This is a genomic window from Micromonospora sp. NPDC005686 (genome assembly GCF_042871665.1).
In the GTDB taxonomy this organism is placed as follows: domain Bacteria; phylum Actinomycetota; class Actinomycetes; order Mycobacteriales; family Micromonosporaceae; genus Micromonospora.
Genome location: NZ_JBIAIY010000011.1, coordinates 233,507 through 258,420, shown reverse-complemented (window position 1 = coordinate 258,420; position 24,914 = coordinate 233,507). Strand labels below are relative to the sequence as shown.

The window sequence follows — 24,914 nt, the reverse complement described above, 5'->3', positions numbered from 1 at the left end:
GGTATGTGTCATCGTGGGCGGCGGCGAGGGAGGTGCGGCATGTCGGGTCCGTTGCGCGGGGTGCTGGTCGCCGACTTCTCCCGGATCCTCGCCGGGCCGTACGCGACGATGCTCCTGGCCGACCTGGGCGCGGACGTGGTCAAGGTGGAGTCCCCGGGCGGCGACGACACCCGCGGCTGGCGGCCCCCGGTCCGCGACGACGTCTCCACCTACTACCTGGCGGTCAACCGCAACAAGCGGTCGCTGGTGCTGGACCTGACCGACCCGGGCGACCTGACGCTGGCGCACCGGCTGGCCGACAGGGCCGACGTGCTGATCCAGAACTTCCGCCCCGGCGCGCTGCGCCGCTTCGGTCTGGACCACGACACGGTGACCGCCCGCAACGCCCGCCTGGTGTACGCCTCGATCAGCGGCTTCGGCGCCGCCGGGGGCGCCGACCTGCCCGGGTACGACCTCATGGTGCAGGCCGCCGCCGGGCTGATGAGCCTCACCGGTGACGCGGACGGCCCACCGTACAAGGCGGGCGTGGCCGTGTTCGACGTGATCGCCGGGCTGCACGCGGCGGTCGGCGTCCTGGCCGCGCTGCGAGACCGGGAGGAGACCGGGCGCGGTCAGCACGTCACTGTGGACCTGCTCTCCTCGGCGCTGTCCGGGCTGGTCAACCACACCAGCGCGTACGTCGCCGGCGCGGCGGCGCCGCACCGGATGGGAAACGCGCACCCGAGCATCGTGCCGTACGAGCCGCTGCCCACGGCCGACGGCGAGCTGGTGGTGATCGCCGGGAACGACGGCCAGTTCCGTACCCTCTGTCGGGTGCTCGGCGTGCCGGAGTTGGCCGACGACGCGCGGTTCGGCCGCAACGCCGACCGGGTCGCGCACCGCGACGAGCTGCGCCCGCTGTTGGTGGCGGCACTGTCCCGGCGCGGCAGCGCGGGCTGGTTCGCCGAACTGCGCGCGGCGGGCGTGCCGTGCAGCCCGATCAACTCGGTGGCCGAAGGGGTGGCGCTGGCGCAGGGGCTCGGCCTGGAGCCGGTGGTGACTGTGGAGGGCGTGCCGGGCATCCGCAACCCGATCGGCCTGTCCGACACCCCGCCCCGCTACGACCTGCCGCCGCCGGAGCTGGACGAGCACGGCGCGGAACTGCGCGCCTGGCTCGCCGCCGAGTGAGGCGCGCGGTCGGTCCGGGGGTCGTCAGATCGTCTCGACCAGGCGAAAGCGTTGCAGCACGGCCGGCGTCTCGTCGTTCACCGTGAACCCGGGGGCGCCGAGCCAGCCGCGGTAGTCGTCGCCGTGCCAGAACCGCTCGTGGCCGGCCCGCCAGGCGGCGACCGTGTCGAACCCCTCGCCCTCGTCGCGCGCGTGGTCGAGGTCGACGTCGCCGAGGCGTGCGACGCGGACCTCGGCCAGCTCGATCACCGCCACCGGCCGGCCGTCGGAGTCGATGACCGCCGAGCGGGTCCCGACCGCGGGCAGCGGCTCGCCGTCGATCTCGTAGTCCTGGACCAGCGCGGTGGTCGTGGTCTTGCTGCAGTCGAGCACGGCGGCGACGAGCTGGTCGCGCAGCGGGCCGGGGAAGGCGAACTCGAAGGTGGGCAGATCGGCGTCCATGCGCGGCAGCGTAGCCGGGTCACGCGGGGCGGGCGACCGCATTGCGCGGCGCCCGGCCGCTCAGCCCGGCGGCGGCAGCGTCCGGTCGAGCCAGTCGAGCAGGACCCGCTCGTACTGCGGGCTGACACTGTCCAGGTCCTCGCGCTCGCCGAGCGTGGGTGCGTGGTCGCAGCCCGCCAGCCGGGCCACTGTCAGCCCCGCGTCGCGCGCCGCCCGCCGCCACACCGCGAGGCTGTCCTCGATCGGGATCCACGCGTCCGTCTCGCCGTAGCAGAGCAGCACCGGGCAGGTCAGCCGCGCCAGCACCGGCGCCGGGTCGTAGTCCATGTCGGTCCAGGTGCCGGGCTGCGCCGGCAGCTCGCCGGGCAGGAACGCCAGCGGGAACCACTCATGCCGAGCCGCCGCGTCCAGCGCCGCCTGCGCCACCGGGCGGGGCACCTCACCGCGCAGGAAGCCCTCGGCAGCCGCGCGCACCCGGACCAGCTCGGCCACGTCAGCCGGGCCGTAGCCGTGCCGGCGTAGCTGCTCGGCGGTGCCGTAGCGCATCTGGACGGCCGGGCTCACGCCGCTGCACCCGACCAGCACCAGGAAGTCGGCCGGGTGCCGGGTGGCGGTCAGCGCCGCCGCCCACGCGCCCTGGCTGAAACCCCACAGCCCCACCGGGGCCGTCCCGACGTGCCGGCGCAGTTCGGTGAGCGCTGCCGTCGCGTCCTCGGCCTGGTCGGCCAGCGGCACGTCGTGCCCGTCCACGCGCGGGCGGCGCTCGTAGCGCAGCACCGCGACCCCGGCCGGAGGCAGCAGCCGGGCCAGGTGCTCGTAGAGGAAGTAGGAGCGCTCGCCGGCGTGCGAGCCGTGCAGCACCACCAGGCCGCCGCGTGCCGGCCCGGCCGGCAGGTCGAGGACCGCGGGCAGGCCCGCCGCGCCGACTGTCGTCTCCACGCCGGGCAGTGAACCACGAACCGTTCCGCCCGGTGGTCCCGGCCGCCGTCCGGGACGCCCGCGTGCGTACGCTGACCGGGCACGCCGCACCGACCGTGGAGAACCGTGATGACCAGCCCCGCCTCCCGTACCGTCCGGGTCGCCCGCCCCGAGGACGTGGCCGGCCTCGTCGACCTGATCGAGTCGGCGTACCGGGGTGAGCGCAGCCGGCAGGGCTGGACCCACGAGGCGGACCTGCTGGCCGGGCAGCGTACCGACCCGGAGATGGTGACCGCGGCGGTCAGCGGCCCGGGCGGCGTGGTGCTGGTCGCCGAGCAGGGCGGTGAGCTGGTGGCCTGTTGCCACCTGGAGCGCCGCGACGACCACGTCTACTTCGGCATGTTCGCTGTCGCGCCCGGCCGGCAGGGCGGTGGCCTGGGCCGGGACCTGCTGGCCGAGGCCGAGCGCTACGGGGCCGTGCAGTGGCACGCCGGTGAGATGCGGATGACGGTCATCGTCCAGCGCGACGACCTGATCGCCTGGTACGAGCGGCGCGGCTACGTCCGCACCGGCGAGCTGAGCCCGTTCCCGTACGGCGACGAGCGCTTCGGCGTGCCGCTGCGGCCGGACCTGGCGTTCGAGACGCTGCGCAAGAAGCTGGGCTGACTCAGCCCGGCCGGTCGACGAGCGCGACCAGCTTCTTCGGGGCCAGCACGCAGTAGCTCTCGGTGAGCAGCTCGGCGACCTCGGTCCAGTCCGTCTCCGCGTCCAGCCGCAGGCCGACCACGTCAGCGGCCCAGTCCGGCTTGTAGAAGTGCGGCCCGGCGGCGAGCAGCCCGGCGATCTCGTCGCCGGGGGAGCGGAACGTCAGCACGCAGACCGGCTCGTCGGTCGCCGCGGCCCGCGTGTACGCCGCCCGGTGGCCCGGGTCGACGGTGAGCACGTGGGCGAACGTGCGGCCGCGCACGCGCCACCGCACGCCCACCCAGGCCGGTTCCTCGTAGGTCTCCGGCAGGCCGCGACAGACCGGGCGCAGGCGGTCGAGGTGCTCGGGTGGGACGTCTCCGGGGCCGGTCATGCGCGCAGGCTAGCCGCCGCCTCCGACAGTCCGCCGCCCCGGCGTGGCGGCCGTCCACGCGCGTCCGGTGCGGGAAATGTCGTAGCCGGGGAGTAGGAAGCGATGAGTTCCGGTGAGGCGCAGGGTCATTGCGACGAGGAACCCCTCGGACGAGAGGACGAGACATGAGCGGCGTACGAGTACTTGTCGGCACGCGCAAGGGCGCGTTCATCCTGACCTCGGACGGCAAACGCGACGAGTGGACCGTCGACGGGCCGCACTTCGGCGGCTGGGAGATCTACCACCTGACCGGTTCACCGGTCGAACCGGACCGGTTGTACGCGTCCCAGTCCGGCGGCTGGTTCGGGCAGCTGATCCAGCGCTCGGACGACGGCGGCCGGACCTGGTCGACAGTGGGCAACGACTTCGCCTACAGCGGCGAGGTGGGGCAGCACCTCTGGTACGACGGCACCCCGCGCCCGTGGGAGTTCAAGCGGATCTGGCACCTGGAGCCGTCCCGCCACGACCCCGACACGGTGTACGCGGGCGGGGAGGACGCGGCGCTCTACGTCACCACCGACGGCGGCGGGAAGTGGTCGGAGCTGACCGCGCTGCGCCAGCATCCGACCGGCCCGCAATGGCAGCCCGGCGCGGGCGGCATGTGCCTGCACACCATCCTGCTCGACCCGGCCGACCGCAACCGCATCTACGTGGCGATCTCGGCGGCCGGCGCGTTCCGCAGCGACGACGGCGGCGCGAGCTGGCTGCCGATCAACAAAGGGCTGCGCTCGGGGGAGATCCCCGATGAGGACTCCGAGGTCGGGCACTGCGTGCACCGTCTCGCCCAGCACCCGTCCCGGCCGGACACGCTGTTCATGCAGAAGCACTGGGACGTCATGCGCACCGACGACGCCGGGGCTAACTGGCGGGAGGTCAGCGGTGACCTGCCGACGGACTTCGGCTTCCCGATCGCCGTCCACGCGCACGAGCCGGAGACGGTCTACGTGGTGCCGATCACCAGCGACTCGCTGCACTACCCGCCGGAGGGCAAGCTGCGCGTCTACCGCAGCCGTACCGGCGGTGAGCACTGGGAGCCGCTGACCGAAGGGCTGCCGCAGTCGCACTGCTACGTCAACGTGCTGCGCGACGCGATGGCGGTGGACACGCTCGACCCGTGCGGCGTCTACTTCGGCACCACCGGCGGTCAGGTCTACCACTCGGCCGACGGCGGCGACACCTGGGCGCCGATCGTGCGGGACCTGCCGGCCGTGCTCTCGGTCGAGGTCCAGGTGCTGCCGTGATCCGGGTGGTGCTGCCGGCGCACCTGAAGAACCTCGCGCACGTCACCGGCGAGGTACGCGTCGAACTGGCCGGGCCGCCGACCCAGCGGGAGGTGCTGGACGCGCTGGAGGCCGCGTACCCGATGCTGCTCGGCACGATCCGCGACCGGCACAGCGGCAAGCGCCGGCCGTTCGTCCGCTTCTACGCCTGCGAACTGGACCTGTCCAACGAGTCCCCGGACGACCCGCTCCCGGAGGAGGTGGTCGCCGGGAAGGAGCCGTTCATCGTGCTCGGCGCGATGGCCGGCGGTTGAACGCGCGCGGCCGGGAACCGCGTCCGCCACCGCCACGTCTGACGGTTCATGACTTGTCGCAGATCCCGGACGCTCGGATTGACGATGGCCGCCGCGCTGGCCCTCACCGGCTGCACCGCCGCACCGCCGGCAGACGATCCGACGCCTGTCGGCCGGAGGGTGTCTCCCGGCGACCTGCGGCTGGTCGCCTTCGACTCCTGCGACGAGGCGCTGCGGCAACTCCATACGGCCGCCAAGGCCGCGGTCGGGCCGTGGGGCCTCGGGCCGGGCACCTCCTACATGCGGCAGTTCAGCATGGAAGACAGCGGTGCCAAGGATGCGTCGTCGGCGTCCGCGCCTGCCTTCTCCGGCACCAACGTGCACGAGGCAGGTGTGGACGAACCGGACCTGGTCAAGACCGACGGGCGGCGGATCGTCACCGTCACCCGGGGAGAGCTGTCGGTGGTCGACGTGGCGACCCGCCGGGTGACCGGCCGGGTGACGCTCGATCCCACCGCCGAGCGGTTCTCCGGCGACGAGGCGAGCCTGCTGCTGCACGGTGACCGGGCGCTCGTGCTGCTGCGCGCTGGATGGGTCACCATGGGCACCGTGCCGGGCGGCCGTGCCGCGCCGGGCGCTGTCGCGCAGGCTCGGCTGGTCCTGGTCGATCTCGCCGGATCGCCGCGGATCGCCGGCGAGTACCGGATGGACGGCCGGCTGGTCGACGCCCGGCAGGTCGGCGCCACCGCCCGCGTCGTGATCAGTTCCGGGCACCGGCTCGTCTTTCCGCAACCCGGGAAGAGGCGCTCCGACGCGCAGCGGATCGCCGCCAACAAGGCCGTGATCGACAAGGCGACGCTCGACGACTGGCTGCCCCGCTACGAGGTCAGCGACGGTGCCCGGACCGTCGGCTCGGGCCGGGTCGGCTGTGACCGGGTGAGCCGGCCGGCCGAGTTCTCCGGCGCTTCGATGGTGACGGTGCTCAGCTTCGACATGGGCGCGCCGGCCCTCGGAGCGGGTGATCCGGTCACCGTGTTCGCCGACGGGGACACCGTCTACGGCACCGGCGCACATCTCTACGTCGCCAGCGACCAGCGTTGGCGGACGTGGCGGGGCGGGCCGTCCGAGGCGGGCGACGCCCGCACGGAGATCTTCCAGTTCGACACCGGGGCGGCCACGCCGCGCTACGTCGCCGCCGGGTCGGTGCCCGGCTGGCTGATCGGCCAGTACGCGCTGTCCGAGTGGGACGGTCACCTGCGGGTGGCCACCACCACCGGCGACACGTGGATCCGCGGAAGGTCCTCGCAGTCCGGCGTGTACGTGCTGCGTACCGAGGGCGCCACGCTGAACCAGGTCGGCGCGGTGACCGGGCTGGGCAAGGGCGAGCGGATCTTCGCGGTGCGGTTCCTCGGCGGCACCGGGTACGTGGTGACGTTCCGGCAGACCGACCCGCTGTACGGGCTGGACCTGCGCGATCCGGCCACCCCCCGGGTCACCGGCGAGCTGAAGATCAACGGATACTCGTCGTACCTGCATCCGGCCGGCGACGGCCGCCTGATCGGCGTCGGACAGGACGCGACCGACCGGGGACGGGTGACGGGCACCCAGGTGTCGCTGTTCGACGTGGCCGACCCGGCCCGGCCGGCCCGGCTCGCCCAGCACCACGTCGCGGGTGGCTGGTCCGAGGCGGAGAGCGACCCGCACGCCTTCCTCTACTGGGCGCCGGAGCGGCTGATTGTGCTCCCGGTGAACCGTCCGGGCGTGGTCGCCGACCGGGCCGAGAGCGCCAAGGGCACGCGGTCCGGCGGTGTGCTGGCACTGCGGATCGGCGACAAGGGCTTCACAGTGGCCGGCGCCGTCGACCACCCGGCCGCCCCGGCCGACGGTGGTGAGTGGACGTCGATCCGCCGTTCGCTGATGGTCGACGGTGTGCTCTGGACGGTGTCCGACGCCGGCCTCAAGGCGACCGCCCTGCCCGGCATGGCCACCGTGGCCTGGGTGCCACTTGCCTGACCGTGGACGGCCGGACCTCGCCGCGTGACAGGCGCGCGACGAGGTCCGGTTCCCTTACTGTTCCAGCGCCGCCTCGGCCGCCGCGACCTGCGGCCCTGCCCGCAGCGCGTACGCGACGACCCCGCCGAGGAGGAACGTCGTGGCGGTGACGGCGGCGATCCGGTTGCCCGGCTCCTGCGCCATCCACAGCACCACCTGCCGCCATTCCGGCCCGCCCGGCGCGGCCAGGAACGCCCCCAGCGCGGCCCAGGCGGTCGGCACCTGCCAGGAGCCGCGCGCTCCGGCGAGCGCGGCGCCGAGCCCGACCAGCCCGACCAGCCCGGCCGTGTTGCGGGCCAGCACGGACGGCGGCCCGAAGTCGGCGCCGAGCACACGGGCGGCGGCCAGCAGCCCGACCACCACCGCGCCGTACCCGAGCAGGTGTCCGGCCCGGCGCGGCGCCCACTGCCACGCGGCGGTCCGCTCCAGCGCCGGGTCGGTGCCGGCGAGCGTCGGCCCCAGCGGTGCCACCGCCAGCGCGGTGGTGAGCAGGGCGAGGCCGGTGGGCACCTCGGGCCGGTCGGTGAAGGCCGACCAGGCGACGGCCATCACGGCGACGGCGACCGCCGATCCGGCCAGGGCTGCGGGTATCCGGCGGGACCGCACGTACAGCGGCAGCCAGCGGGTCACGGCGCGGCCCGGCCGGTGAGCGCCGGCATCAGGTCCGGCTCGCACCGCGCGGCCGCGTCCCGCAGCGCGGTCACCCGCCGCAGTTGCTCCGGCTCGGGCAGCGCGCGCAGTTGCCGCACTCCGGCCCGGATCTCCTCCTGCTGCTCGTCGGCGTACCGGTATCCGGTCCAGGAGTCCCACAGCCGGAGGGTCTCGGTGTCCAGCAGCCAGGCCGCGACGATCGCCGGGGCGATGTCGTCGCCACTGCGCCCGCAGCCGTACCACCTGGTGCCGCCGCCCAGGGCGATGCGCTCGGCCACGTCCGCGGCCCGGCCGGTGTCCGGGTCGACCTCCAGGAGGAACTGCACGGTGCCCGGTGCGGGCTCGGGCCGGTGCCACTGCTCGCTGTCGTTGCTGCCGATGGTGTCCAGCCGCAGCTCCACCGCACGGGTCGGAGCGCCCGGCAGCTTCGCCAGCGCGCGCAGCCCTCGGCGGGCCTCGGTGGTGACCTCGGGCAGCAGGTGCGCGTTGACTGCTGTTACGCACACCTGCGGCGCGCCGTCGGCGCAGACGTAGCGGCGCGCTCCCGCGTCGAGCTGCCAGATCCCGGCCGGGCCGGGCACGCCGATCAGCACGAGACCCGCCACGCCGCCGGCCAGGCTCGCGAACGCGCCGGCCCGGGTGAGCCACGATCCGCCCGCCGCCAGCAGCAGGCCGGCGAGCACCAGGCCGGCCCCCAGCGCCAGCCGGCTCAGCAGCAGCCGGTCCGACAGCGTCTCCCAGGGCGCGTCCGGCGGCCAGTTGATCATGAGCGACGGGCTCGCCAGCTCACTGTCCGGCCCGGCGAGGAGGGACGTGCCCTCCTGCGCCACGAGCGCCGCGGCGGCCAGCAGCGGCGGCAGCAGCGGTGAGGACCACAGGCGGCCGACTGCCACGCCCACCCAGGCCGCGCCCACCAGCACCAGCCCGTCGATCAGGGGCCCGGCGAGTCCGCGTACGCCGAGGTAGGCGCCGCCGGTGGCGACCACCGCCGCGCTGGCGGCGAGGACGAGCAGGTGCGCGCCCGCGGCGGCGACGCCGAGCGCGGTCATCGCCGGCAGCGCGCGCTGCCAGCGGGGCCGGCCGGTGCTGTTCATCAGCTCGTCGGCGCGGGTACGCCGGTCCCGCCGGCCCAGCACCGCGCCACCGGCGAGCGCGAGCGGCATCAGGAAGAACATGTCGGAGGCGTGCACGTAGCCCAGCCGCAGCCACTGTCCCTGCCAGAAGCTGTACATGCTCGCCGTGCCGAGGGCGCCGATCGCCAGCAGCAGCACCGCCACGGCCGGCGCGTTGGAGCGGCGCAGTTCGACGCGTACCTGTCGGATCATCAGGCGCTCCGGTGCTGATTGAGGAGGTACGAGTAGCCGCGCTCGGCGGCGCTGTCGCCGACACCGCCGGTCTCGCCGTGGCGGACCAGCTCGGCGGGCAGGCCCTGGAACACCCGGGTGCCGTGGTCCATCAGGATGACGTCGGAGCAGGCCGCGACCACGTCCTCCACCAGGTGGGTGGAGACCAGCACGCAGGCGTCCCCGCCGAGTTCGCGGATCAGCTCACGGAACTCGACGCGCTGCTCCGGGTCGAGGCCGACCGTCGGTTCGTCGAGCAGCAGCAGGTCCGGTTCGTTGACGATCGCCTGGGCGATGCCGGCCCGGCGCAGCATGCCGCCGGACAGCGACTTGAGCTTGGCGTCGGCGCGGTCGGTGAGGCGTACCCGGTCGATGGCGCGCTGGGCGGCGGCCGGCACCGCCGAGGCGGGCATCTCCCGCAGCCAGGCCACGTACTCGACGTACTCCCGGACGGTGAACCGGGGGTAGTAGCCGAACTGCTGCGGCAAATAGCCGAGCCGGCGGCGCACGGTCCGCAGCTCACGGGTCGCGGTGGCGTCCGCGCTGAGCAGCCGCAGCACGCCGCCGTGCGGCTTGACCACAGTGGCGAGCGCGCGCATCAGCGTGCTCTTGCCGGCGCCGTTGGGGCCGAGCAGCCCGTGCACGCCGGCGCCGAGGGTCAGGCCGAGGTTGTCGACGGCCAGGTGCCGTCCGGCCTTGACCGACAGTCCCACCGCCTCGATCCGCCAGGCGTGCCGGGTCGGCGCCACCTCGTCGGCGCTCACTGCGCGTACCAATGTCGTCTCCTTTTCGGGCAGGGTCGTAGCGGCGCCGGGCGGGCGCCGTGTGGTGGTGCGGGTCTCGGGTCAGCGCCAGCCGGCGGGCCGCCGCAGGTGTTCGGCGCGCAGCGCGGTCAGCACTGTGAGCACGACGGCGGCCGCCGCCCAGGCGGGCATGGTCGCGGGCCGCAGCAGGGTCTCGGTGACGGCGGCGGCGCGGGCCGCGTCGCCGGTGAACGACACGGCCGTGACCGCCGCGAGCCAGCCGCCGCCGAGGACGGCGGCGGCCAGCGGCACGCCGACGCGGCTGCCGACCAGCAGCGTCGCCGCGGTGAACGTCAGGCAGGGCAGCAGCCACAGCGCCGGGTTGCGGCCGACCGCGAGCCCGGCCACCGCGAGCACCGGCGCGACCAGGAGCAGAACCGCGAGGGTACGGCGCAGCAGCAGTTCCAGCCCGGCGCGGGCGGTGCCGGCGATCACCTCCCAGTTCGGGTTGGCGCGGCGCGACCAGGCCACCGCGAGCCCGGCCAGCGGCGCCACCGGCGCGAGCAGCAGCACCGCGGAGGGCCGGTCCGGGTAGTTGCGGTCCAGCAGCACCGCGGCGAGGATCGCCGTGCACGTCATGGCCGCCCACGCCGCCAGCGACCAGTCGGTCCAGCGCAGCCACCACCTCCGCAGCGGGCGCCGGCGCACCGGCTGCGGCCCGGTGCGGGCCTGTTGCAGGATCGCCTCCCGGGCGTCGCCGAGCAGGGCCCGCAGCGGCGGCGCGGCCAGCTCGCCGAGCCGGTCGCGGCACTCGGCGCAGCCCTCCAGGTGCACCTCGATCGTCCAGGTGGCGGCGTCGTCGGGGCTGCCCGCGGCGTACGCGGCCAGTGCCGGCGGGGGAACGTGAGTGGTCATGCCAGCGCCTCCCGGAGTGCGTTGCGGGCACGCCGCGCCCGGCTCTTCACGGTGCCCTCCGGCACCCCCAGCAGGACCGAGGTCTCGCGGACGGTGAGGCCGTCCAGGACCATGGCGGCCAGCACCGCCCGCAGCTCCGGGGCGAGCGCGTCCAGCGCGGCGCCCACCTCGGAGCCGAGCGACCCGGCGAGCGCCTCGTCCTCGGCGGCCGGCACGCTGCGTACCGGCAGCACGTCGGTCGGCACCTCCTGCACCCGGGCGCGGCGGCGCAGCGCGTCGACCAGGCGCCGGGCCGCGATGGTCCAGATCCAGCCGGCGGCCGAGCCACCGGGCGCGTCCGCGCCACCGGAGGGCCGGAGCCCGCTGAACGAGCCGGCGGCCCGCCACACCGTCAGGTACGTGTCCTGGAGGACCTCGGCGACGATGCCGTCGTCGGCGCACCGCCGCCGCAGCCGGATCGCGAGCCACGGCGACGTACGCCGGTACAGCTCGTCGAACGCGTCCAGGTCGGCGCGTGCGACCCGCCGCAGCAGCCGCTCCTCGTCCTGTCGACTTCCTCCCACGCCTAGTTGGTCGTGCACGGCGCCCTCGACGGATCACGATCCGATATGACCTGGGTCACATCAGACCGTGCGGGGCTGTCCGTCACTCCGGTGCGGCGAACGGTCCGGTCGGGCCGAACGCCAGCGCCGCGAACCGCTCGCCGATGCGGCGGTCGGCAGCCGGGTCGGGGTGCAGCTCGTCGGGCAGCGGCAGTTCGGCGTAGTCGGCCTCGCCGTACAGCTCCAGCCCGTCGAGGTAGTGCAGGTTCGGGTCGGCGCCGGACCGGGACGCCACGATCCGGGCCAGCTCGGCGCGGATGACCCGCAGCGTGAGCCGCCCGGCGGCCTGCTCGGCCGGGTCGCCGGTGGCCCGGAACCGCAGCCGCCCGTCGCTGAGGTCGGCCGCGCCGGGGCCGGGCGTGTCCTCCTGGATCGGGCACAGGATCGACGACACCACCAGCAGCGGCGTCTCCGGATGCCCTTCGCGGATGGTGTCGAGGAAGCCGTGCACCGCCGGGCCGAACGCGCGCAGCCGCATCGCGTCGCTGTTCACCAGGTTGATGCCGATCTTGACGCTGATCAGGTCGGCCGGGGTGTCGCGCATGGCCCGCGCGGTGAACGGGTCGAGCAGCGCGCTGCCGCTGAACCCGAGGTTGATCAGCTCCACGCCGGCGAGTGCGGCGGCCACGGCCGGCCAGGTGCCGGTGGGGCTCTCCGCGTCCGAGCCGTGGCTGATCGAGCTGCCGTGGTGCAGCCACACCCGGCGGCCGGAGTCGCCGGCGGGCTCGACCGGCGCGTCGGTGCGCAGCGCCACCAGTTCGGTGATCTCGCGGTGCGGCAGCCAGATCACCACCTCCTTGTCGGTGGCGGGCAGGTCGGTGAAGCGGACCGTGCCGACCGGACCCGGCTCGATGCCGGACGTGCCGGTGGTCAGGTCGATGGTGAGCACCCTGCCGCCACCGGCGGTGGCCTGACCGGCGAGGCGGCCGTCGACGACCAGGTCGTAGCGGCCGTCGGGACGCGGCCCGGCCCCCCGGTAGACCATCTTGGTGGGCAGCACGTCCAGCTCCACAGTGGTGGCGCGGGTCCGGAACGCCAGCCGTACGCCCGAGGGCATCGCCTCCGCCGTCGCCACCTGCGGATCGGTGTTCTGCGCCCGGGCCCACGCGGGCAGCCGGTGCGGCAGCACCCCGTCCGCGGTCTGTTCCAGGTCGAGCGCGCCGCGCAGCAGGTCGGTGGTGATCGGGGTGGTGAGGTGAGGGGATGCCATGGTTCCGATCCTGCCGCCGCATCCGGCGGGCGGCCACCTGATTTGTCCGACAGGCCGGACTCGTCACGCTGGGTCAGTCGGCGAGCACGCGATCCACGTAGCGCGCGGCCATGGTGGCGAGCACCAGGTCCGGGTCGGTGGCCCACACCTCGGCGTTGAAGATCTCCACCTCGACGTCGCCGGTGTACCCGGCGGCCTCCACCGCGCGGCGCAGCGGCGGGAAGTCGATGTGCCCGTCGCCCATCATGCCGCGGCCCAGCAGCACGTCGGCGGGCAGCGGGGTGAGGAAGTCGCAGACCTGGAAGCTCGCGATCCGCGCCCCGGCGCGGGCGATCTGCCGCCACACGTCCGGATCCCACCAGACGTGGAACGTGTCCACCACGACGCCGACCTGCTCGGCCGGGAACTCCTCGGCCAGGTCGAGGGCCTGGCCGAGCGTGGACAGCACCGCACGGTCGGCGCAGTACATCGGGTGCAGCGGCTCCAGCGCGAGGCGCACCCCGCGTTCGCCCGCGTACGGCGCCAGCTCGGCCAGCGCGTCGGCGACCCGCTGCCGGGCGCCCGCCAGGTCGCGGGAGCCGGGCGGCAGGCCGCCGACGACAAGCACCAGGCAGGCGGCACGCAGCTCGGCGGCCTCGTCGATCGCGCGCCGGTTGTCGGCCAGTGCGGCGGCCCGTCCGGCGTCGTCGGCGGCGGTGAGGAACCCGCCCCGGCACAGCGACGACACCCGCAGTCCGGCGTCGGCGACGAGCCGCGCGGCGGCCGGCACGCCGATCTCGGCCACCGGCTCGCGCCACAGCCCGAGCGCCGGGATGCCGGCGCGCAGGCAGCCGTCGGCCGCCTCGGCCACCGACCAGCGCCGCGTCGTGCGCTGGTTGAGCGACAGCCTCGCCAGCCGGGGGTCGGCGGTCATCCGGCCACGCCCGCGACGTCCAGGTACGCGCGCATCCGCCGCGCCGCCAGTTCCGGGTCGCGCAGCAGCCCGGCGGCGTCGACCAGCCGGAACGCCTCGACCAGGTGCGGGACGCCGCGTCCGCCGTGCAGGCCGCCGACCATGGTGAAGCCCGGCTGCCGCCCGTTCAGCCAGGACAGGAACGCGATGCCGGTCTTGTAGTACGGCGTGGGCGGGGCGAACAGGTGCCGGGACAGCGCCACCGTCGGATCGAGGATGGCCCGGAATCCGGCCCTGTCGTCCGCGTCCAGCCGTCCCAGCGCGGCCGACGCGGCCGGGGCGATCGCCGTGAACGCGCCGAGCAGCGCGTGACTGAACCGCTTCCCGTCGCCCTCGATCAGCTCCGGGTAGTGGTAGTCGTCGCCGGTGTAGACCTTCACGGCCGGTGGCAGCAGTTCCCGCAGCCGGACCTCGCGGCCGGCGTCCAGCAGCGACACCTTCACCCCGTCGACCGCGTCGGCGTGGGCGTGCACCAGCGCGGCGAACGTGGCGGTGGCCTCGTCCAGGTCGGTCGAGCCCCAGTAGCCGGACAGCGCCGGGTCGAACATGTCGCCGAGCCAGTGCAGCACCACCGGTGTGCCCGCCTCGCGTAGCACCCGCTCGTAGACGCGCAGGTAGTCGTCCGGGCCGGTGGCGAGCGCGGCGAGGTGCCGGCTGGCCATCAGCACCGGCGTGGCGCCGCACTCCCGCACGAACGCGACCTGCTCGGCGTACGCGGCGACCACCTCGTCGAGCGTGCCGGGCACCCCGGTGAGCTGGTCGGTGCCCGCCCCGGCCACGATGCGCCCGCCGCAGGCGGCGGCCTCGGCGGCGCTGCGCCGGATCAGCTCCCGGGTGGCCGCCCAGTCCAGCCCCATCCCGCGTTGCGCGGTGTCCATCGCCTCGGCCACGCCGAGACCCCACGACCACAGGTCGCGCCGCACCGCGAGCGTCGCGTCCCAGTCCAGCCGCGCCGGGCGGCCGGGGGAGTTGTCGGCGTACGGATCGGCGACGACGTGCGCCGCCGCGTACGCGATCCGGCTGGCCGGCGGCGCGGACGGCCGCCCCCAGGCGGGCGGTTCCCGCAGCGTCAGCCGCTCGGTGCCGCCGCCCGGCGCCGGCAGCGTGATCCGCGTGCTCACCGGGGGATCTCCTCGATCGTCACCCGCCGCCCCTCGCGGGCCGAGCGCAGCCCGGCCTCCGCCAGTTGCACGCCTCGGGCGCCGGCCAGGAAGTCCCACGGGAACGGCTCGTCGTCGACGACGTGCCGCAGGAACGACTCCCACTGCACCTTGAACGCGTTGTCGTGCTCGCCGTTGTCCGGCACCGTCTGCCACTGCGCGCGGTACGGCTCGGTGACCGGCAGGTCGGGGTTCCACACCGGCATCGGGGTGCTGCCCCGGTGCTGGATGCGGCAGTCGCGCAGCCCGGCCACCGCGCTGCCGTGCGTGCCGTCGACCTGGAACTCGACCAGCTCGTCCCGGTGCACGCGGACCGCCCAGGAGGAGTTGATCTGCGCGACGATGCCGCCGGCCAGCTCGAAGATGCCGTACGCGGCGTCGTCGGCGGTGGCCCGGTAGCCGGTGCCGGCCTCGTCGACCCGTTCGGGGATGTGCGTGGCGGTGACAGCGGTGACGGCGGTGACCGGGGCGATGATCTGCTCCAGCACGTAGTGCCAGTGCGGGAACATGTCCAGCGTGATGCCGCCGCCGTCCTCGGCGCGGTAGTTCCAGCTCGGACGCTGCGCGGCCTGCCAGTCGCCCTCGAACACCCAGTAGCCGAACTCGCCGCGCACGGACAGGATCCGGCCGAAGAACCCGCCGTCGACGAGCCGCTTGAGCTTGCGCAGGCCGGGCAGGAACAGCTTGTCCTGCACGACGCCGTTGCGGACGCCCTTGGCGGCGGCGAGCCGGGCCAGCTCCAGCGAGGCGAGGAAACCCTCGGCGAGCGGCTTCTCGGTGTAGACGTGCTTGCCGGCCTCGATCGCCGCCCGGATCGCCTTCTCCCGCGCGGCGGTCACCTGCGCGTCGAAGTAGATCCGGTGGGAGTCGTCGGCCAGCGCAGCGTCCAGGTCGGTGGTGTACGCCGACAGCCCGTGCCGCTCGGCGATCTCGGCGAGCCGGTTCTCGTCGCGGCCGACCAGGGTCAGCTCGGGCCAGATGCGGCTGCCGTCGCGGGCCGGCACACCGCCCTGTTCGCGGATGGCGAGCAGGGACCGGACGAGGTGCTGCCGGTAGCCCATCCGGCCGGTGACGCCGTTGAGGATGATGCCGACGGACGTGCGTTCCACTGGGCCTCCCCGCAGGTGAATGCGCTTTCAGTAAGCGCTTTCAGGGTGCTACCGTAGCCACGCCGGAACACCGGGTCAAGACGTTCCGCAGGGAGCCGCATCGATGTCGCACGTGACGCTGGAAGACGTGGCCAGGGCGGCCGACGTGTCCCTGGCCACCGCCTCCCGGGCGCTCAACGGGCGGCGCGTCACCCCGCACCTGCACGACCGCGTCCTGGCCGCCGCCGCGCGCCTCGCGTACACCCCGAACGCCCACGCCCGCGCGCTGGCCGGCGCGTCCCGCCGCAGCGTCGGCGTCGTCTGCCACGACGTCACCGACCCCTACTTCGCCGCCGTCGCCGGCGGCGTCATGCGCGTCGCCGCCGACAACGACCTGCTGGTCATGCTGGCCAGCACGTTCCGCGACCCGGAACGGGAGATCGCGTACGTGTCGATGCTGCGCGCCGAACGCGCCCCGGCGATCCTGCTCATCGGCTCCGGATTCGAGGACCCCCGCTGGGAACGGGCCATGGCCGCCGAGCTGGCGCCCTACCTCGACGGTGGCGGCCGGGTCGCGGTGGTCAGCCGGCACCGCACCCTGAAGGTCGACAGTGTGCTGCCGGAGAACCGGGCCGGCGCCGCAGCGCTCGCCCGCGCGCTGCTCGACCTGGGTCACCGCCGCTTCGCGGTGCTCTCCGGCCCGCCCGAGCTGACCACGGTCGCCGACCGGCTCGGCGGATTCCGCGACGAGCTGTCCGCCGCCGGTGTGGCGCTGGACCCGGCGGCGGTGGCCGAGGCGGCGTTCACCCGCGACGGCGGCTACCAGGCGATGACCGAGCTGCTCGACCGCGGACTCAACGCCACCTGCGTGTTCGCGCTCGCCGACGTGATGGCGGTCGGCGCGTACGCGGCGCTGCGCGACCGCGGACTGTCGGTGCCCGGCGACGTCTCGGTCGCCGGCTTCGACGACATCCCTGTCGTACGCGACCTCGCCCCGCCGCTGACCACTGTGGCGCTGCCGCTGCACCGGCTCGGCGAGGAGGCGATGAGGCTGGCCCTGACCGAGAACACCGGCCGCCGCCGCCGGATCGTCCGCCTGCCCGGCGAGGTGGTGCTGCGGGCCAGCACGGCGCCGGTCGCCTGAGCCCGGCCGGTAGGGTGCCGTCATGATCGAGGACGCCGTATGCCGCTGACGAACCCCTGGCTGACCGGGCCGACGCCGACGAGGAAGCTGGACCGGGACCGTCTGGAGGAACGCATCCGCAACCTGCTGTCCTCGCAGAACATGTGCGTGCTGGCCACCGTCGGGCCGGACGGGCCGCTGGCCACGCCGGTGCGCTACTACCCGCTCGACTTCACGCTGATGCTCACCGCCGCGCCGCGCTCGCCGAAGATGCGCAACATCGCCGCCGACCCGCGGGTGTCCGTCGGCGTTTTCGCGCCGCTGGTCGGCCTGGCCAGCAGCCGCGGCGCACAGGTGTTCGGCACCGCCCGGGTGCTCGGCCCGGACCACCCCGACCGGGCGCACCACTGGGCCGCGTTCCGCTGGGAGAACGAGCACGCCGAGCGGGGCCGGGATCTGTCCGAGCCGCCCGACGACCCGCTCGTCGTCATCGCGGCCGACCGGATCGTCTACACCGAACACTGGCTGCGCCGCGAGGGCTATGCGCCGCGCCAGCACTGGCGTCGCTGACCGGTCGTACGTGCTGCCGACGGCGGCGGCTGGCATGCTCGGGGCGTGCCCAGCTACGACGTCGCCCTCGTCCTGCTCGTCGACCCGACCGGCGCGATCCTCATGCAGCACCGCGACGGCAACGCGCCGGTGTCGCCGTACCAGTGGAGCCTGCCCGGCGGCAGCATCGAACCCGGCGAGACGCCGGAGCAGGCCGCGCGGCGCGAGCTACGCGAGGAGACCGGCCTGACCGCCGGGGAGCTGCACCTGCTGTGGAGCGGCCCCCGCCCGCGCGAGGAGGGCTTCGCCCACGCCGTCACCGTGTACGTCTTCCGCGGCGCCACCGACGCCCGGCAGGAGGACGTGGTGCTCGGCGAGGGGCAGGCGATGGTCTTCGTGCCCCGTGACCAGGTGCTCGACCGGGACCTGGCGGTGAGTGCGGCCAAGGTGCTGCCGCTGCACCTCGCGGAAACCGCCTAGCGCCCGGTCAGCGCCCCGGCCAACGCGTCGACGAACCGGGGAGCACCTCGTCGTCCGGCAGATGATCCGGGTTGATCTCGGTGACCGACAGCCCGGTGAACCGCGGGCTCGCCACCAGCTCCGCCAGCGTCGCCGCCGCCTCGCCGAGGCTGAGCCCGAACGGCTCCGGCACGTCCGCCAGCGGCGCGTCCACGAAACTCAGCACGTCCACGTCGAAGTGGACCACGAACCCGTCGGCCGCACCCTCGGCCACCGACCGGGCCCGGCGTGCCGCGGCCCGCGCGTCGGCGTGCACCTCCTCGGCCGGCACGTACGCCAGCCCCAGCTCCGCCACCAGCTCCCGCTCGTGGTCACCCCGGGGCAGCGAGTCGCCGTACACCACCACGCGCTCCGGCGACAGCAGCGGCACCGCCGGCCCGACACCGGCCACCTCGGGCAGCGTCCCCGGCAACCCGAGCATGTGCGCCAGCCCCATCGCGTCCAGGTTGCCGTTGGCGCGGGTCAGCGGCGTGTAGAGATCCGGGCCGCCGTCCACGTACACCAGCGCGGGCGACAGCCCGGCCCGCGCACAACCCGCGACCAGGCCGAGCGTCACCGTGCAGTCGCCGCCGAGCACCAGCGGCGCGCGCCCTCGGCCCAGCGCCGCGGCGACCAGGTCGGCCACCGCCGAGGCGACGGCGGCCACCGCGCCCGCGTTCTGACCCCCGGGGTACGCCGGATCCGGTCGCCACCGGAAGCCCGGCACGTCACCGGCGTCCTCGATGTCGGCGCCCAGCCGGTCGAGCAGGCCGGCGGCGCGCAGGGCGGCCGGCGCGCGCTCCACGCCCGGGGTGTGGGCGCCCGCGCTCGACGGCGCCCCGACGACCGTCCACTGACGAGGGTCCATCGACCCACCCTAACCACCGCCGGGGCACACCCGGGGATCAGCGCAGCACCAGCAGGTCCAGCGCGTCGATCACCGGGCCGCTGTCGGTCCGTGCCGCCTCGCGCAACCGCCGGACGCCGGCGGCGTACTCCGCGTCGGTGATGAGCTGAAGCGGCGTGTGCGCCTCCCGGCGCAGGCCGGCCGCCGCCTCCCGCAGCGACGGCGCGGTGACCTGCGGGACCGCCTCGACCGCCGCGGCGGTGAAGCCGGCGCCGGCGAAGGCGGCCTCGACGTCGACAATGGCGGGATACGTGTCCAGCACGCGGATCGCCTCGGGGAAGTAGTCGAACAGGGTGATCGCCTCGTGCCGTCCGGCGAACGCGGACCGGATGAGCACCGGCGCGCCGGGCCGCAGCACCCGGCGCAGCTCGCGCGCAGCGGCGGCCAGGTCCGGCACGTGGTGGATGACAGTGGACACCCACGCGCCGTCGACGCTGTCGTCGGCGAGCGGAAGGTGCTCGGCGTCGCCCGCGACCAGCGGCGCGAACGCGCAACGTGCGCGCATCGCCGCCGACCGCTCGACGGCGATGACCTCGACGCCGGGGAACCAGCCGCTGAAGGCGCGTGCCCAGCTACCGGTTCCGGCGCCCAGGTCCAGCAGCCGCATGCCTCGACGCGGGCCCAGGTGCCGGGCGACGGCGTCCCGCCAGGCCGTGAGACCGTCGTCGGTGAGGTGCCGGGTCGCGGCGAACGCCTCGGCGTCCGCGTCGTGGTACGCGATGCGAGCCATACGCCACAGCCAACTCCCGGCAAACCGGCGAGACAAGCACTGTGGCGGGTCACACGCCGGCCTGGGAGAGGGGTGGGAAGTGCGGTATCGGATCCACTTCGACGCCGAACTGCCGGCGGCGGACCTCCGCGCGTTCCTGCTGACGGAGTACGGCGTCGCACCGGGGGCGGACTACCTCGGGCGGATCGAGGACCAGACCGTGGACGACGCTCGCCCGGTAGCCATGCTCACCCCGCCCGAAGGGGATGAGGGATTCGGCTGGATTCACCGGTGGGTGCTGGTCAGCGCCGACGGCAGCAGCGGCCGGGTGCTGACCGCCGCCGACGGGGACCTGCGGATCGTGTGCGCGCTGGAGCCGATCAGCGGGGAGCCGCAGCTCGCCGTCGTACCGCCGCCGGACTGGGCCCGCGACTGGTGACCCGGCGGGTCCACCGGCCGCTCGCGTACCCGATGTCACCGGTGCGGCGCCGCCTGGCGCGGGTCGCGGCGACGGCGGGCGCGGGCGTGGCCGCCGCCGTCCACTGGACGGGCCAACCGTGGGCGCGTGGCGGATCGGGTTGCGGGCGACGGATGGTGCCGTGCTCCTCGGCGAGCCGGACGGCGGTGTCGAGGAGCTGCCCGGCCGAGGCCACCCGGCCGTAGTGAGCCGCGGCGAGCGCGAGCGTGACCACGTCCCCGATCCGCTGGCACGGCGGGCAGGCGGCGTGGAAGGCACACCGGTCCAGCGGAAGGGCGTGGGCGTGCAGGGGAGCGGGGAACAGGCTCAGGGCGTGGCGGAACTCGTCGGGTCGCATCGTTCCTCCTGGGTGGTCGATGGCGCGGCGGCGGGCACGTGTGCGGTACGCCGGGCGGTCCGGTGCCGGAAGCGGTGCCGGTCAGGCGGGCGGGATGGCGACGACCTCGACGTCGACGCCCTCCGTGCGCAGCGTCTTCACCGCCTGATAGAGCGCGACCTGGGCAAAGGTGAACAGCGATTCCACGGTGACGGCACGTTGGCCGCTCAGCGCGATGGCGTAGACGACGGTGCGCGGGCGGAAGTCCTCGGGCAGGTCGCGCCCGCCCGGCTGCGCGCGCACCAGGTCGCGGAGCCGGGTACGTGCCTGGGCGTCGTAGCGCAGCGCGTCGAACGACGTGACGCCCTGCGCGAAGAGGTGACTGAGCGGCGAACTGCCCGACGCCCGCTTGACGTGGATCAGCTCACCGTTCGGCCCGAGCAGGTCGCACGCCTCGATGCCTCGCGGGTGCTGCTCGGTGCGGAGAAGCTTCTTGTCCAGCAGCACCAGCCCCGGGTGCTGCTTGGCGGCCTCGCGGTTGTAGCAGTCCTCGTTCGCCAGCTTCTTCGTCCACGGCGGCAGGGCGACGGTGGGCGGCCGGTTCAGGATGCGCGCGATCTCCTCGCGCAGGAACTCCCGGTGGCGGTCGCCGATCTCGTACCACTGGCCCTCGTGCAGCAGCATGTGGCTGCCGTTGACGGCGACCTCGGCGGTGATCCAGCGGGACACCGGTGTCGACGCCATCTCCTCGGTGCCGGCGGCGTCGGCGTAGAGCGTCAGCGTGCCGTCGCGCAGCCCGGTCCACCGGTCACCGTCGAGGGCGCGGGTGGTGTGCGACAGGATCGTCCCCAGGTCCAGGTCGGGGGTCAGGCTCGGGCGTTGCCCGGTGCGGGGCACCCGAACCCGGTACGACCCGACGTGCTCGACGTCGGCCACCAGGCTGCCCGGCACCGCGACACCGACATCCGGGGGATCGGGCAGACCCAGCCGCCGGTCGAGCACCTCGATCAGCGCCGCTTGCCGGGCGTCGTGGGGACGCAAGGGCCGGATCTGCTCGATGAACTCCAGATCGGCCAGCGGTGACTCCCGCCGGCACACCCGGTCGATCTCCCGCAGGTCGGCGAGCAGCCGCTCGGGGGCGACGCCGAGCGGGATGCGCAGGGCGTCGCTGCCTTCGACCCGTACCGCACCGCGCGTGTGCCGGCACGCCGTCAGGTTCGGGTTGTCGACACGGCCGGACACCTGGCCGACGATCTCTCCCCACTTGTCGATGCCGTACCTCCGGATGGGCTGGCCACCCGGAACCATGCTGCGGTCCACCCGGCCGCTGGCGCCCACCACCCGGCGGCGAACCTTGCGGATGCCGTCGGGCTGGAGCGTCCGCACGGCGAAGGAGACACCGAACGTCGGGTCCACCTTCTCCGGTTCGATCATGAACCGGCCCAGGGTGCCGAAGGTCAGGGCGTACGCCCGGTCGTCCACCGCGAGCAGCAGGGCGCCGCCGCCGCTGCTGTAGCCGATTGTCACGTCGCTGCCGACCAGGCCGGACAGGACGCCGCACCACTCGGCCCGGTCGCGCGGCGCGCTGCCGTGCACCAGTAGCGCCGGCGCGTCGAGGACCCGGTGCGGGGTGGGCTCGAAGCCGTGCCGCCGCAGGTAGTCGCTGTTGAGCGCGGCACTGATGCCGTCGGAGGTGGCCGGGACGGTGAGCCGGTAGACAGTCGTCGGGTAGGTGCCGGGCGGCGACTGACTGTCGCGGCCGTCGTCCGGGTTGTTCGCACTGCGCATGTCGATCTCCTCGCGTAGAGACTCGTGCCGGCGGTTGCGCGGTGAAGTGGGTGCCGGGGGCGGGGTTCGCGGATCCCGCTCCCGGCCGGTGCAGCTCAGCTCAGATGAGGTCAGGTCAGCTCAGCGCGACGGTCACGCCGCCGGAGAACGGCGAGTCGTGCAGCTCCAGGCGGGCGAGCTTGACGCCCTTGGGGATGTCGAAGACGACCACGCCGGCGACCTGGTTGCCGGGGTTGATGTCGTTGAGGAACGTCTCGGCGTTCTTGTTGGCGTAGAGGCCGGCCGCGCCGTCGGCGGAGTACTCGGTGCCGTTGGCGGCGTACGCCTTCTGGCTGCTGCCGTCGAACATCTGCGACTCCTTGCCGATGTTCTTCACGTTGAGCGTGACCAGGCAGAACTGGCCCTGTGCCGTGGCACCGACCATCGACGTGCCGACCTTGCCGACGCCGCACTTGGCGGACTTGACGGTGAACTCGAACTTGCCGTCGCGGGCCGGCTGGCCGATCTTCGCGGTCTTCGGCTTGTCCTCGGCCTTGCCCGCGTCCACCTTGCCGCCGTCGGCCTCGGTGCCGGATTCCGTCTTGCTGCCGGTGGTGTCCTCGGTGGTGCCGGCGCCGCAGCCCAGTGCGACGAGGGCGCCGGCGATCAGGGCGAGCGTGGTGGTCTTGCGCATCGTTTTCCTCCTGCTGTGAACGTGGCGGCGTCAATAAGAGCATCATCCGTGAACGGTGTCAACAGACATCATGCTTGACGGGTGTGGCACACTCCGAACGTGCAGGAGACACCGACAATCACCGCAGCGGAGATCGCCCGGCTCGCCGGTGTCGGCCGGGCCGCCGTCAGCAACTGGCGCAAACGGCACGGCGACTTCCCCGAACCCGTCGGCGGCAGCGCCACCAGCCCCGAGTTCGACCTCGCCCAGGTCGAACGCTGGCTGCACGCCCAGGGCAAACTCCCGGAACTCGCCACCGCCGACCGGCTCTGGCGCCACCTCGCCCCGGCCGGCGCCTCACCGGCCGCCGGGCTCGCCGCCGTCGGCGCCCGGCTGCTCGCCCGGCAACGCGGCCAACGCCCTGCCCGTCCGGCGGACCCGCAGCTCAAGGCGCTGCTGCCGGACGTCGACGCGCTCGCCGACGAACTCGGCCCACAGGGCGCCTTCGACGCGCTCTGGCGACGCTTCTCCGCCCCCGGGCCGGGCCGCCCCTTCGCCACCCCCGACGACATCGCCGACCTGATGGCCGGGCTCGCCACCGTCGCCGGCGGCTCCGTGCTCGACCCCGCCGCCGGCACCGGCGCCACACTGCGCGCCGCCGTCCGCGCCGGCTGCGCCTCCGCGTACGGGCAGGAACTCGACCCTGACCTCACCCGGCTCGCCGGGCTGTGGCTGGCGCTGCGCGACGTGCCGGGCGAGGTGACCACCGGCGACTCGCTGCGCGCCGACGACTACTCCGGACGCACGTTCGACGCGGTCGTCTGCCACCCGCCCTTCGGCGCCAGCAACTGGGGCGACGAGGAACTCGGCCACGACCCCCGCTGGATCGTCGGCACCACCCCCCGTACCGAACCGGAACTCGCCTGGGTCCAGCACGCGCTCGCCCACCTGCGCCCCGGCGGCCACGCCGTACTCCTCATGCCGCCCGCCGCGGCCGGCCGCCGCCCCGGCCGCCGTATCCGCGCCGAACTGCTGCGCCGCGGCGTGCTACGTGCCGTCATCGCGCTGCCGGCGGGGGCGGCCGCGCCGCACGGCGTACCCCTGCACCTGTGGGTGCTGCGCCGCCCACCGGCCGACGCGCCGCCACCGGCGCGGACGCTGCTCGTCGACGCCGCCACCGGCGACCACACCCGCATCCTCGACACCTGGCGGTTCTTCGCCAACGACGGCGAGATCGACGAGCCCGGCTACGCCCGCGCCGTCCCGGTCATCGAACTGCTCGACGAGGAGATCGACCTCACCCCCGCGCGTCGCCAGCCCGCCGTCGCGGGCGAGGCGACAGGCGAACATCTGGTACGCACACGCGAGCGCCTCGCCGCCGTCGTCGCCGACCTGCCCACGCTGATGCCGCAGGTCACGCCTGTAGCCGACGAGGTCCATGGGGAGTTCCTCACGGTCGGTGAACTGGTCCGGGCCGGCGCGTTGCAGCTCCTCGGGCCGATTCGGGGCGCTTCCGGCGACGACGGTGAGCTCGCCGGTGACGGCAGGCCGGTGCTGACCGTGCCGGACGTGTTGGGCGGCGGTGAGCCGTCGGGGCGGGACGACGGGCGGGTCGGGCAGGAGATCGCCCTGGCCGCCGGGGACGTGGTCGTGCCGATGATTGCGCGGCAGCTCACCGCGCGGGTGGTGACGGCGGAGGGTGCCCTGTTGGGGCGCAACCTGTATCTGCTGCGGCCGAATCCGGCCGCGTTGGATTCGTGGTTCCTGGCGGGGCAGTTGCGGACGTCGACGAACGAGCGGCAGGCGTCGAGCTTGTCGGGGACGCTGCGGTTCGACGTGCGGCGGGCGCAGGTGCGGCGGGTGGCGCGGGAGGAGCAGGAGGCGTACGGGGAGGCGTTCCGGCGGCTGCACGCGTTCGAGTCGGCGCTGCGGCAGGCGGCGACACTCGGGGCGGAGCTGGTGCAGCTCACCGCCGACGGGCTCGGCCGTGGTGACCTGGCGCCAGAAACCGGAAGGAAATGA

Annotated in this window: 27 protein-coding genes; 10 read left to right on the top strand and 17 right to left on the bottom strand. The window is 74.4% G+C overall.

Annotation, left to right across the window (positions count from 1 at the left end):
* Window positions 1-39: 39 nt before the first annotated feature.
* Window positions 40-1,167 carry a CoA transferase gene (locus ACFYON_RS24820; RefSeq protein ID WP_354869743.1) on the top strand — a complete coding sequence of 376 codons (1,128 nt, stop codon included), beginning with the start codon at window positions 40-42 and terminating at the stop codon, window positions 1,165-1,167.
* 24 nt (window positions 1,168-1,191) lie between these two features.
* Here the strand turns inward: ACFYON_RS24820 and ACFYON_RS24815 are convergent, their stop codons facing one another.
* Window positions 1,192-1,608, bottom strand: coding sequence for an ASCH domain-containing protein (locus ACFYON_RS24815; RefSeq protein WP_357711626.1), 417 nt, complete (start codon window positions 1,606-1,608; stop codon window positions 1,192-1,194).
* A gap of 60 nt (window positions 1,609-1,668) precedes the next feature.
* On the bottom strand, window positions 1,669-2,547 hold the full coding sequence (locus tag ACFYON_RS24810; protein WP_357711628.1) for an alpha/beta hydrolase: 879 nt from the start codon (window positions 2,545-2,547) through the stop codon (window positions 1,669-1,671).
* 108 nt (window positions 2,548-2,655) lie between these two features.
* Here ACFYON_RS24810 and ACFYON_RS24805 point away from each other — a divergent pair, with 108 nt between their 5' ends.
* Window positions 2,656-3,192: a GNAT family N-acetyltransferase gene (locus tag ACFYON_RS24805; RefSeq protein WP_354869734.1), complete on the top strand. Its 537-nt coding sequence runs from the start codon at window positions 2,656-2,658 to the stop codon at window positions 3,190-3,192.
* A 1-nt stretch (window position 3,193) separates the two neighbouring features.
* On the opposite strand, the gene ACFYON_RS24800 is transcribed toward ACFYON_RS24805, so the two are convergent.
* Window positions 3,194-3,604 carry an MmcQ/YjbR family DNA-binding protein gene (locus tag ACFYON_RS24800; protein ID WP_354869732.1) on the bottom strand — a complete coding sequence of 137 codons (411 nt, stop codon included), beginning with the start codon at window positions 3,602-3,604 and terminating at the stop codon, window positions 3,194-3,196.
* A gap of 164 nt (window positions 3,605-3,768) precedes the next feature.
* On the opposite strand from ACFYON_RS24800, the gene ACFYON_RS24795 reads away from it, so the two are divergent.
* The 3 genes from ACFYON_RS24795 (at window position 3,769) to ACFYON_RS24785 (ending at window position 7,169) form a co-directional block, all read left to right on the top strand.
* Window positions 3,769-4,884: an exo-alpha-sialidase gene (locus ACFYON_RS24795; RefSeq protein ID WP_357711631.1), complete on the top strand. Its 1,116-nt coding sequence runs from the start codon at window positions 3,769-3,771 to the stop codon at window positions 4,882-4,884.
* Window positions 4,881-5,177 (top strand): MoaD/ThiS family protein, encoded by a 297-nt coding sequence (locus ACFYON_RS24790; RefSeq protein WP_354869727.1) that lies wholly within the window; start codon window positions 4,881-4,883, stop codon window positions 5,175-5,177. The genes ACFYON_RS24795 and ACFYON_RS24790 overlap by 4 nt, the downstream gene beginning before the upstream one ends.
* Window positions 5,178-5,261: 84 nt before the next feature.
* Window positions 5,262-7,169 carry a beta-propeller domain-containing protein gene (locus tag ACFYON_RS24785; RefSeq protein WP_357711633.1) on the top strand — a complete coding sequence of 636 codons (1,908 nt, stop codon included), beginning with the start codon at window positions 5,262-5,264 and terminating at the stop codon, window positions 7,167-7,169.
* A 54-nt stretch (window positions 7,170-7,223) separates the two neighbouring features.
* Here the strand turns inward: ACFYON_RS24785 and ACFYON_RS24780 are convergent, their stop codons facing one another.
* From ACFYON_RS24780 to ACFYON_RS24740, 9 genes are all read right to left on the bottom strand, one after another.
* Complete coding sequence (locus ACFYON_RS24780) at window positions 7,224-7,838, bottom strand: hypothetical protein (protein WP_357711635.1); 615 nt, start codon at window positions 7,836-7,838, stop codon at window positions 7,224-7,226.
* Entirely contained in the window at window positions 7,835-9,184 is a 1,350-nt protein-coding gene (locus ACFYON_RS24775; protein ID WP_357711637.1) for a hypothetical protein, read from the bottom strand. Before ACFYON_RS24775 ends, ACFYON_RS24780 begins: the two co-directional genes overlap by 4 nt.
* Window positions 9,184-9,978, bottom strand: a complete 795-nt coding sequence (locus ACFYON_RS24770) for an ATP-binding cassette domain-containing protein (protein WP_354869720.1) — start codon at window positions 9,976-9,978, stop codon at window positions 9,184-9,186. The genes ACFYON_RS24775 and ACFYON_RS24770 overlap by 1 nt, the downstream gene beginning before the upstream one ends.
* Window positions 9,979-10,047: 69 nt before the next feature.
* On the bottom strand, window positions 10,048-10,860 hold the full coding sequence (locus ACFYON_RS24765; RefSeq protein ID WP_354869717.1) for a zf-HC2 domain-containing protein: 813 nt from the start codon (window positions 10,858-10,860) through the stop codon (window positions 10,048-10,050).
* Window positions 10,857-11,441 (bottom strand): RNA polymerase sigma factor, encoded by a 585-nt coding sequence (locus ACFYON_RS24760; protein ID WP_354869715.1) that lies wholly within the window; start codon window positions 11,439-11,441, stop codon window positions 10,857-10,859. The genes ACFYON_RS24765 and ACFYON_RS24760 overlap by 4 nt, the downstream gene beginning before the upstream one ends.
* Window positions 11,442-11,505: 64 nt before the next feature.
* The gene (locus tag ACFYON_RS24755; protein ID WP_357711641.1) at window positions 11,506-12,672 is read right to left on the bottom strand and encodes an SGNH/GDSL hydrolase family protein; all 1,167 of its coding nucleotides are present in this window, start codon (window positions 12,670-12,672) and stop codon (window positions 11,506-11,508) included.
* Between the two features lie 73 nt (window positions 12,673-12,745).
* Complete coding sequence (locus ACFYON_RS24750) at window positions 12,746-13,585, bottom strand: sugar phosphate isomerase/epimerase family protein (RefSeq protein ID WP_354869710.1); 840 nt, start codon at window positions 13,583-13,585, stop codon at window positions 12,746-12,748.
* Window positions 13,582-14,745 (bottom strand): dihydrodipicolinate synthase family protein, encoded by a 1,164-nt coding sequence (locus ACFYON_RS24745; RefSeq protein ID WP_354869707.1) that lies wholly within the window; start codon window positions 14,743-14,745, stop codon window positions 13,582-13,584. Before ACFYON_RS24745 ends, ACFYON_RS24750 begins: the two co-directional genes overlap by 4 nt.
* The gene (locus ACFYON_RS24740; RefSeq protein WP_354869704.1) at window positions 14,742-15,893 is read right to left on the bottom strand and encodes a Gfo/Idh/MocA family oxidoreductase; all 1,152 of its coding nucleotides are present in this window, start codon (window positions 15,891-15,893) and stop codon (window positions 14,742-14,744) included. Before ACFYON_RS24740 ends, ACFYON_RS24745 begins: the two co-directional genes overlap by 4 nt.
* A 103-nt stretch (window positions 15,894-15,996) precedes the next feature.
* Here ACFYON_RS24740 and ACFYON_RS24735 point away from each other — a divergent pair, with 103 nt between their 5' ends.
* The 3 genes from ACFYON_RS24735 to ACFYON_RS24725 are packed head-to-tail and all read left to right on the top strand — an operon-like array spanning window position 15,997 to window position 18,024.
* Window positions 15,997-17,016: a LacI family DNA-binding transcriptional regulator gene (locus ACFYON_RS24735; RefSeq protein WP_354869702.1), complete on the top strand. Its 1,020-nt coding sequence runs from the start codon at window positions 15,997-15,999 to the stop codon at window positions 17,014-17,016.
* Window positions 17,017-17,055: 39 nt separating this feature from the next.
* On the top strand, window positions 17,056-17,565 hold the full coding sequence (locus ACFYON_RS24730) for a pyridoxamine 5'-phosphate oxidase family protein (RefSeq protein WP_354869700.1): 510 nt from the start codon (window positions 17,056-17,058) through the stop codon (window positions 17,563-17,565).
* Between the two features lie 45 nt (window positions 17,566-17,610).
* A complete protein-coding gene (locus ACFYON_RS24725) occupies window positions 17,611-18,024 on the top strand; it encodes an NUDIX domain-containing protein (RefSeq protein ID WP_354869698.1) in 414 nt (137 codons plus the stop codon).
* A 7-nt stretch (window positions 18,025-18,031) separates the two neighbouring features.
* Here ACFYON_RS24725 and ACFYON_RS24720 read toward each other — a convergent pair whose 3' ends face one another.
* A complete protein-coding gene (locus ACFYON_RS24720) occupies window positions 18,032-18,910 on the bottom strand; it encodes an arginase family protein (RefSeq protein ID WP_354869695.1) in 879 nt (292 codons plus the stop codon).
* A gap of 37 nt (window positions 18,911-18,947) precedes the next feature.
* Complete coding sequence (locus tag ACFYON_RS24715) at window positions 18,948-19,679, bottom strand: class I SAM-dependent methyltransferase (protein WP_387321097.1); 732 nt, start codon at window positions 19,677-19,679, stop codon at window positions 18,948-18,950.
* A gap of 79 nt (window positions 19,680-19,758) precedes the next feature.
* Between ACFYON_RS24715 and ACFYON_RS24710 the strand changes: the two genes are divergently transcribed.
* Window positions 19,759-20,097: a hypothetical protein gene (locus ACFYON_RS24710; protein ID WP_387321095.1), complete on the top strand. Its 339-nt coding sequence runs from the start codon at window positions 19,759-19,761 to the stop codon at window positions 20,095-20,097.
* Here the strand turns inward: ACFYON_RS24710 and ACFYON_RS24705 are convergent.
* The 3 genes from ACFYON_RS24705 to ACFYON_RS24695 form a co-directional block, all read right to left on the bottom strand.
* Entirely contained in the window at window positions 20,039-20,473 is a 435-nt protein-coding gene (locus ACFYON_RS24705; protein WP_354869688.1) for a hypothetical protein, read from the bottom strand. The two genes, ACFYON_RS24710 and ACFYON_RS24705, sit on opposite strands and share 59 nt — an antisense overlap.
* An 81-nt stretch (window positions 20,474-20,554) precedes the next feature.
* Window positions 20,555-22,240: a DUF6119 family protein gene (locus tag ACFYON_RS24700; RefSeq protein ID WP_354869686.1), complete on the bottom strand. Its 1,686-nt coding sequence runs from the start codon at window positions 22,238-22,240 to the stop codon at window positions 20,555-20,557.
* 115 nt (window positions 22,241-22,355) lie between these two features.
* A complete protein-coding gene (locus ACFYON_RS24695) occupies window positions 22,356-22,913 on the bottom strand; it encodes a DUF4352 domain-containing protein (protein WP_354869684.1) in 558 nt (185 codons plus the stop codon).
* A gap of 99 nt (window positions 22,914-23,012) precedes the next feature.
* Here ACFYON_RS24695 and ACFYON_RS24690 point away from each other — a divergent pair, with 99 nt between their 5' ends.
* Window positions 23,013-24,914, top strand: a complete 1,902-nt coding sequence (locus ACFYON_RS24690; protein WP_354869681.1) for an N-6 DNA methylase — start codon at window positions 23,013-23,015, stop codon at window positions 24,912-24,914.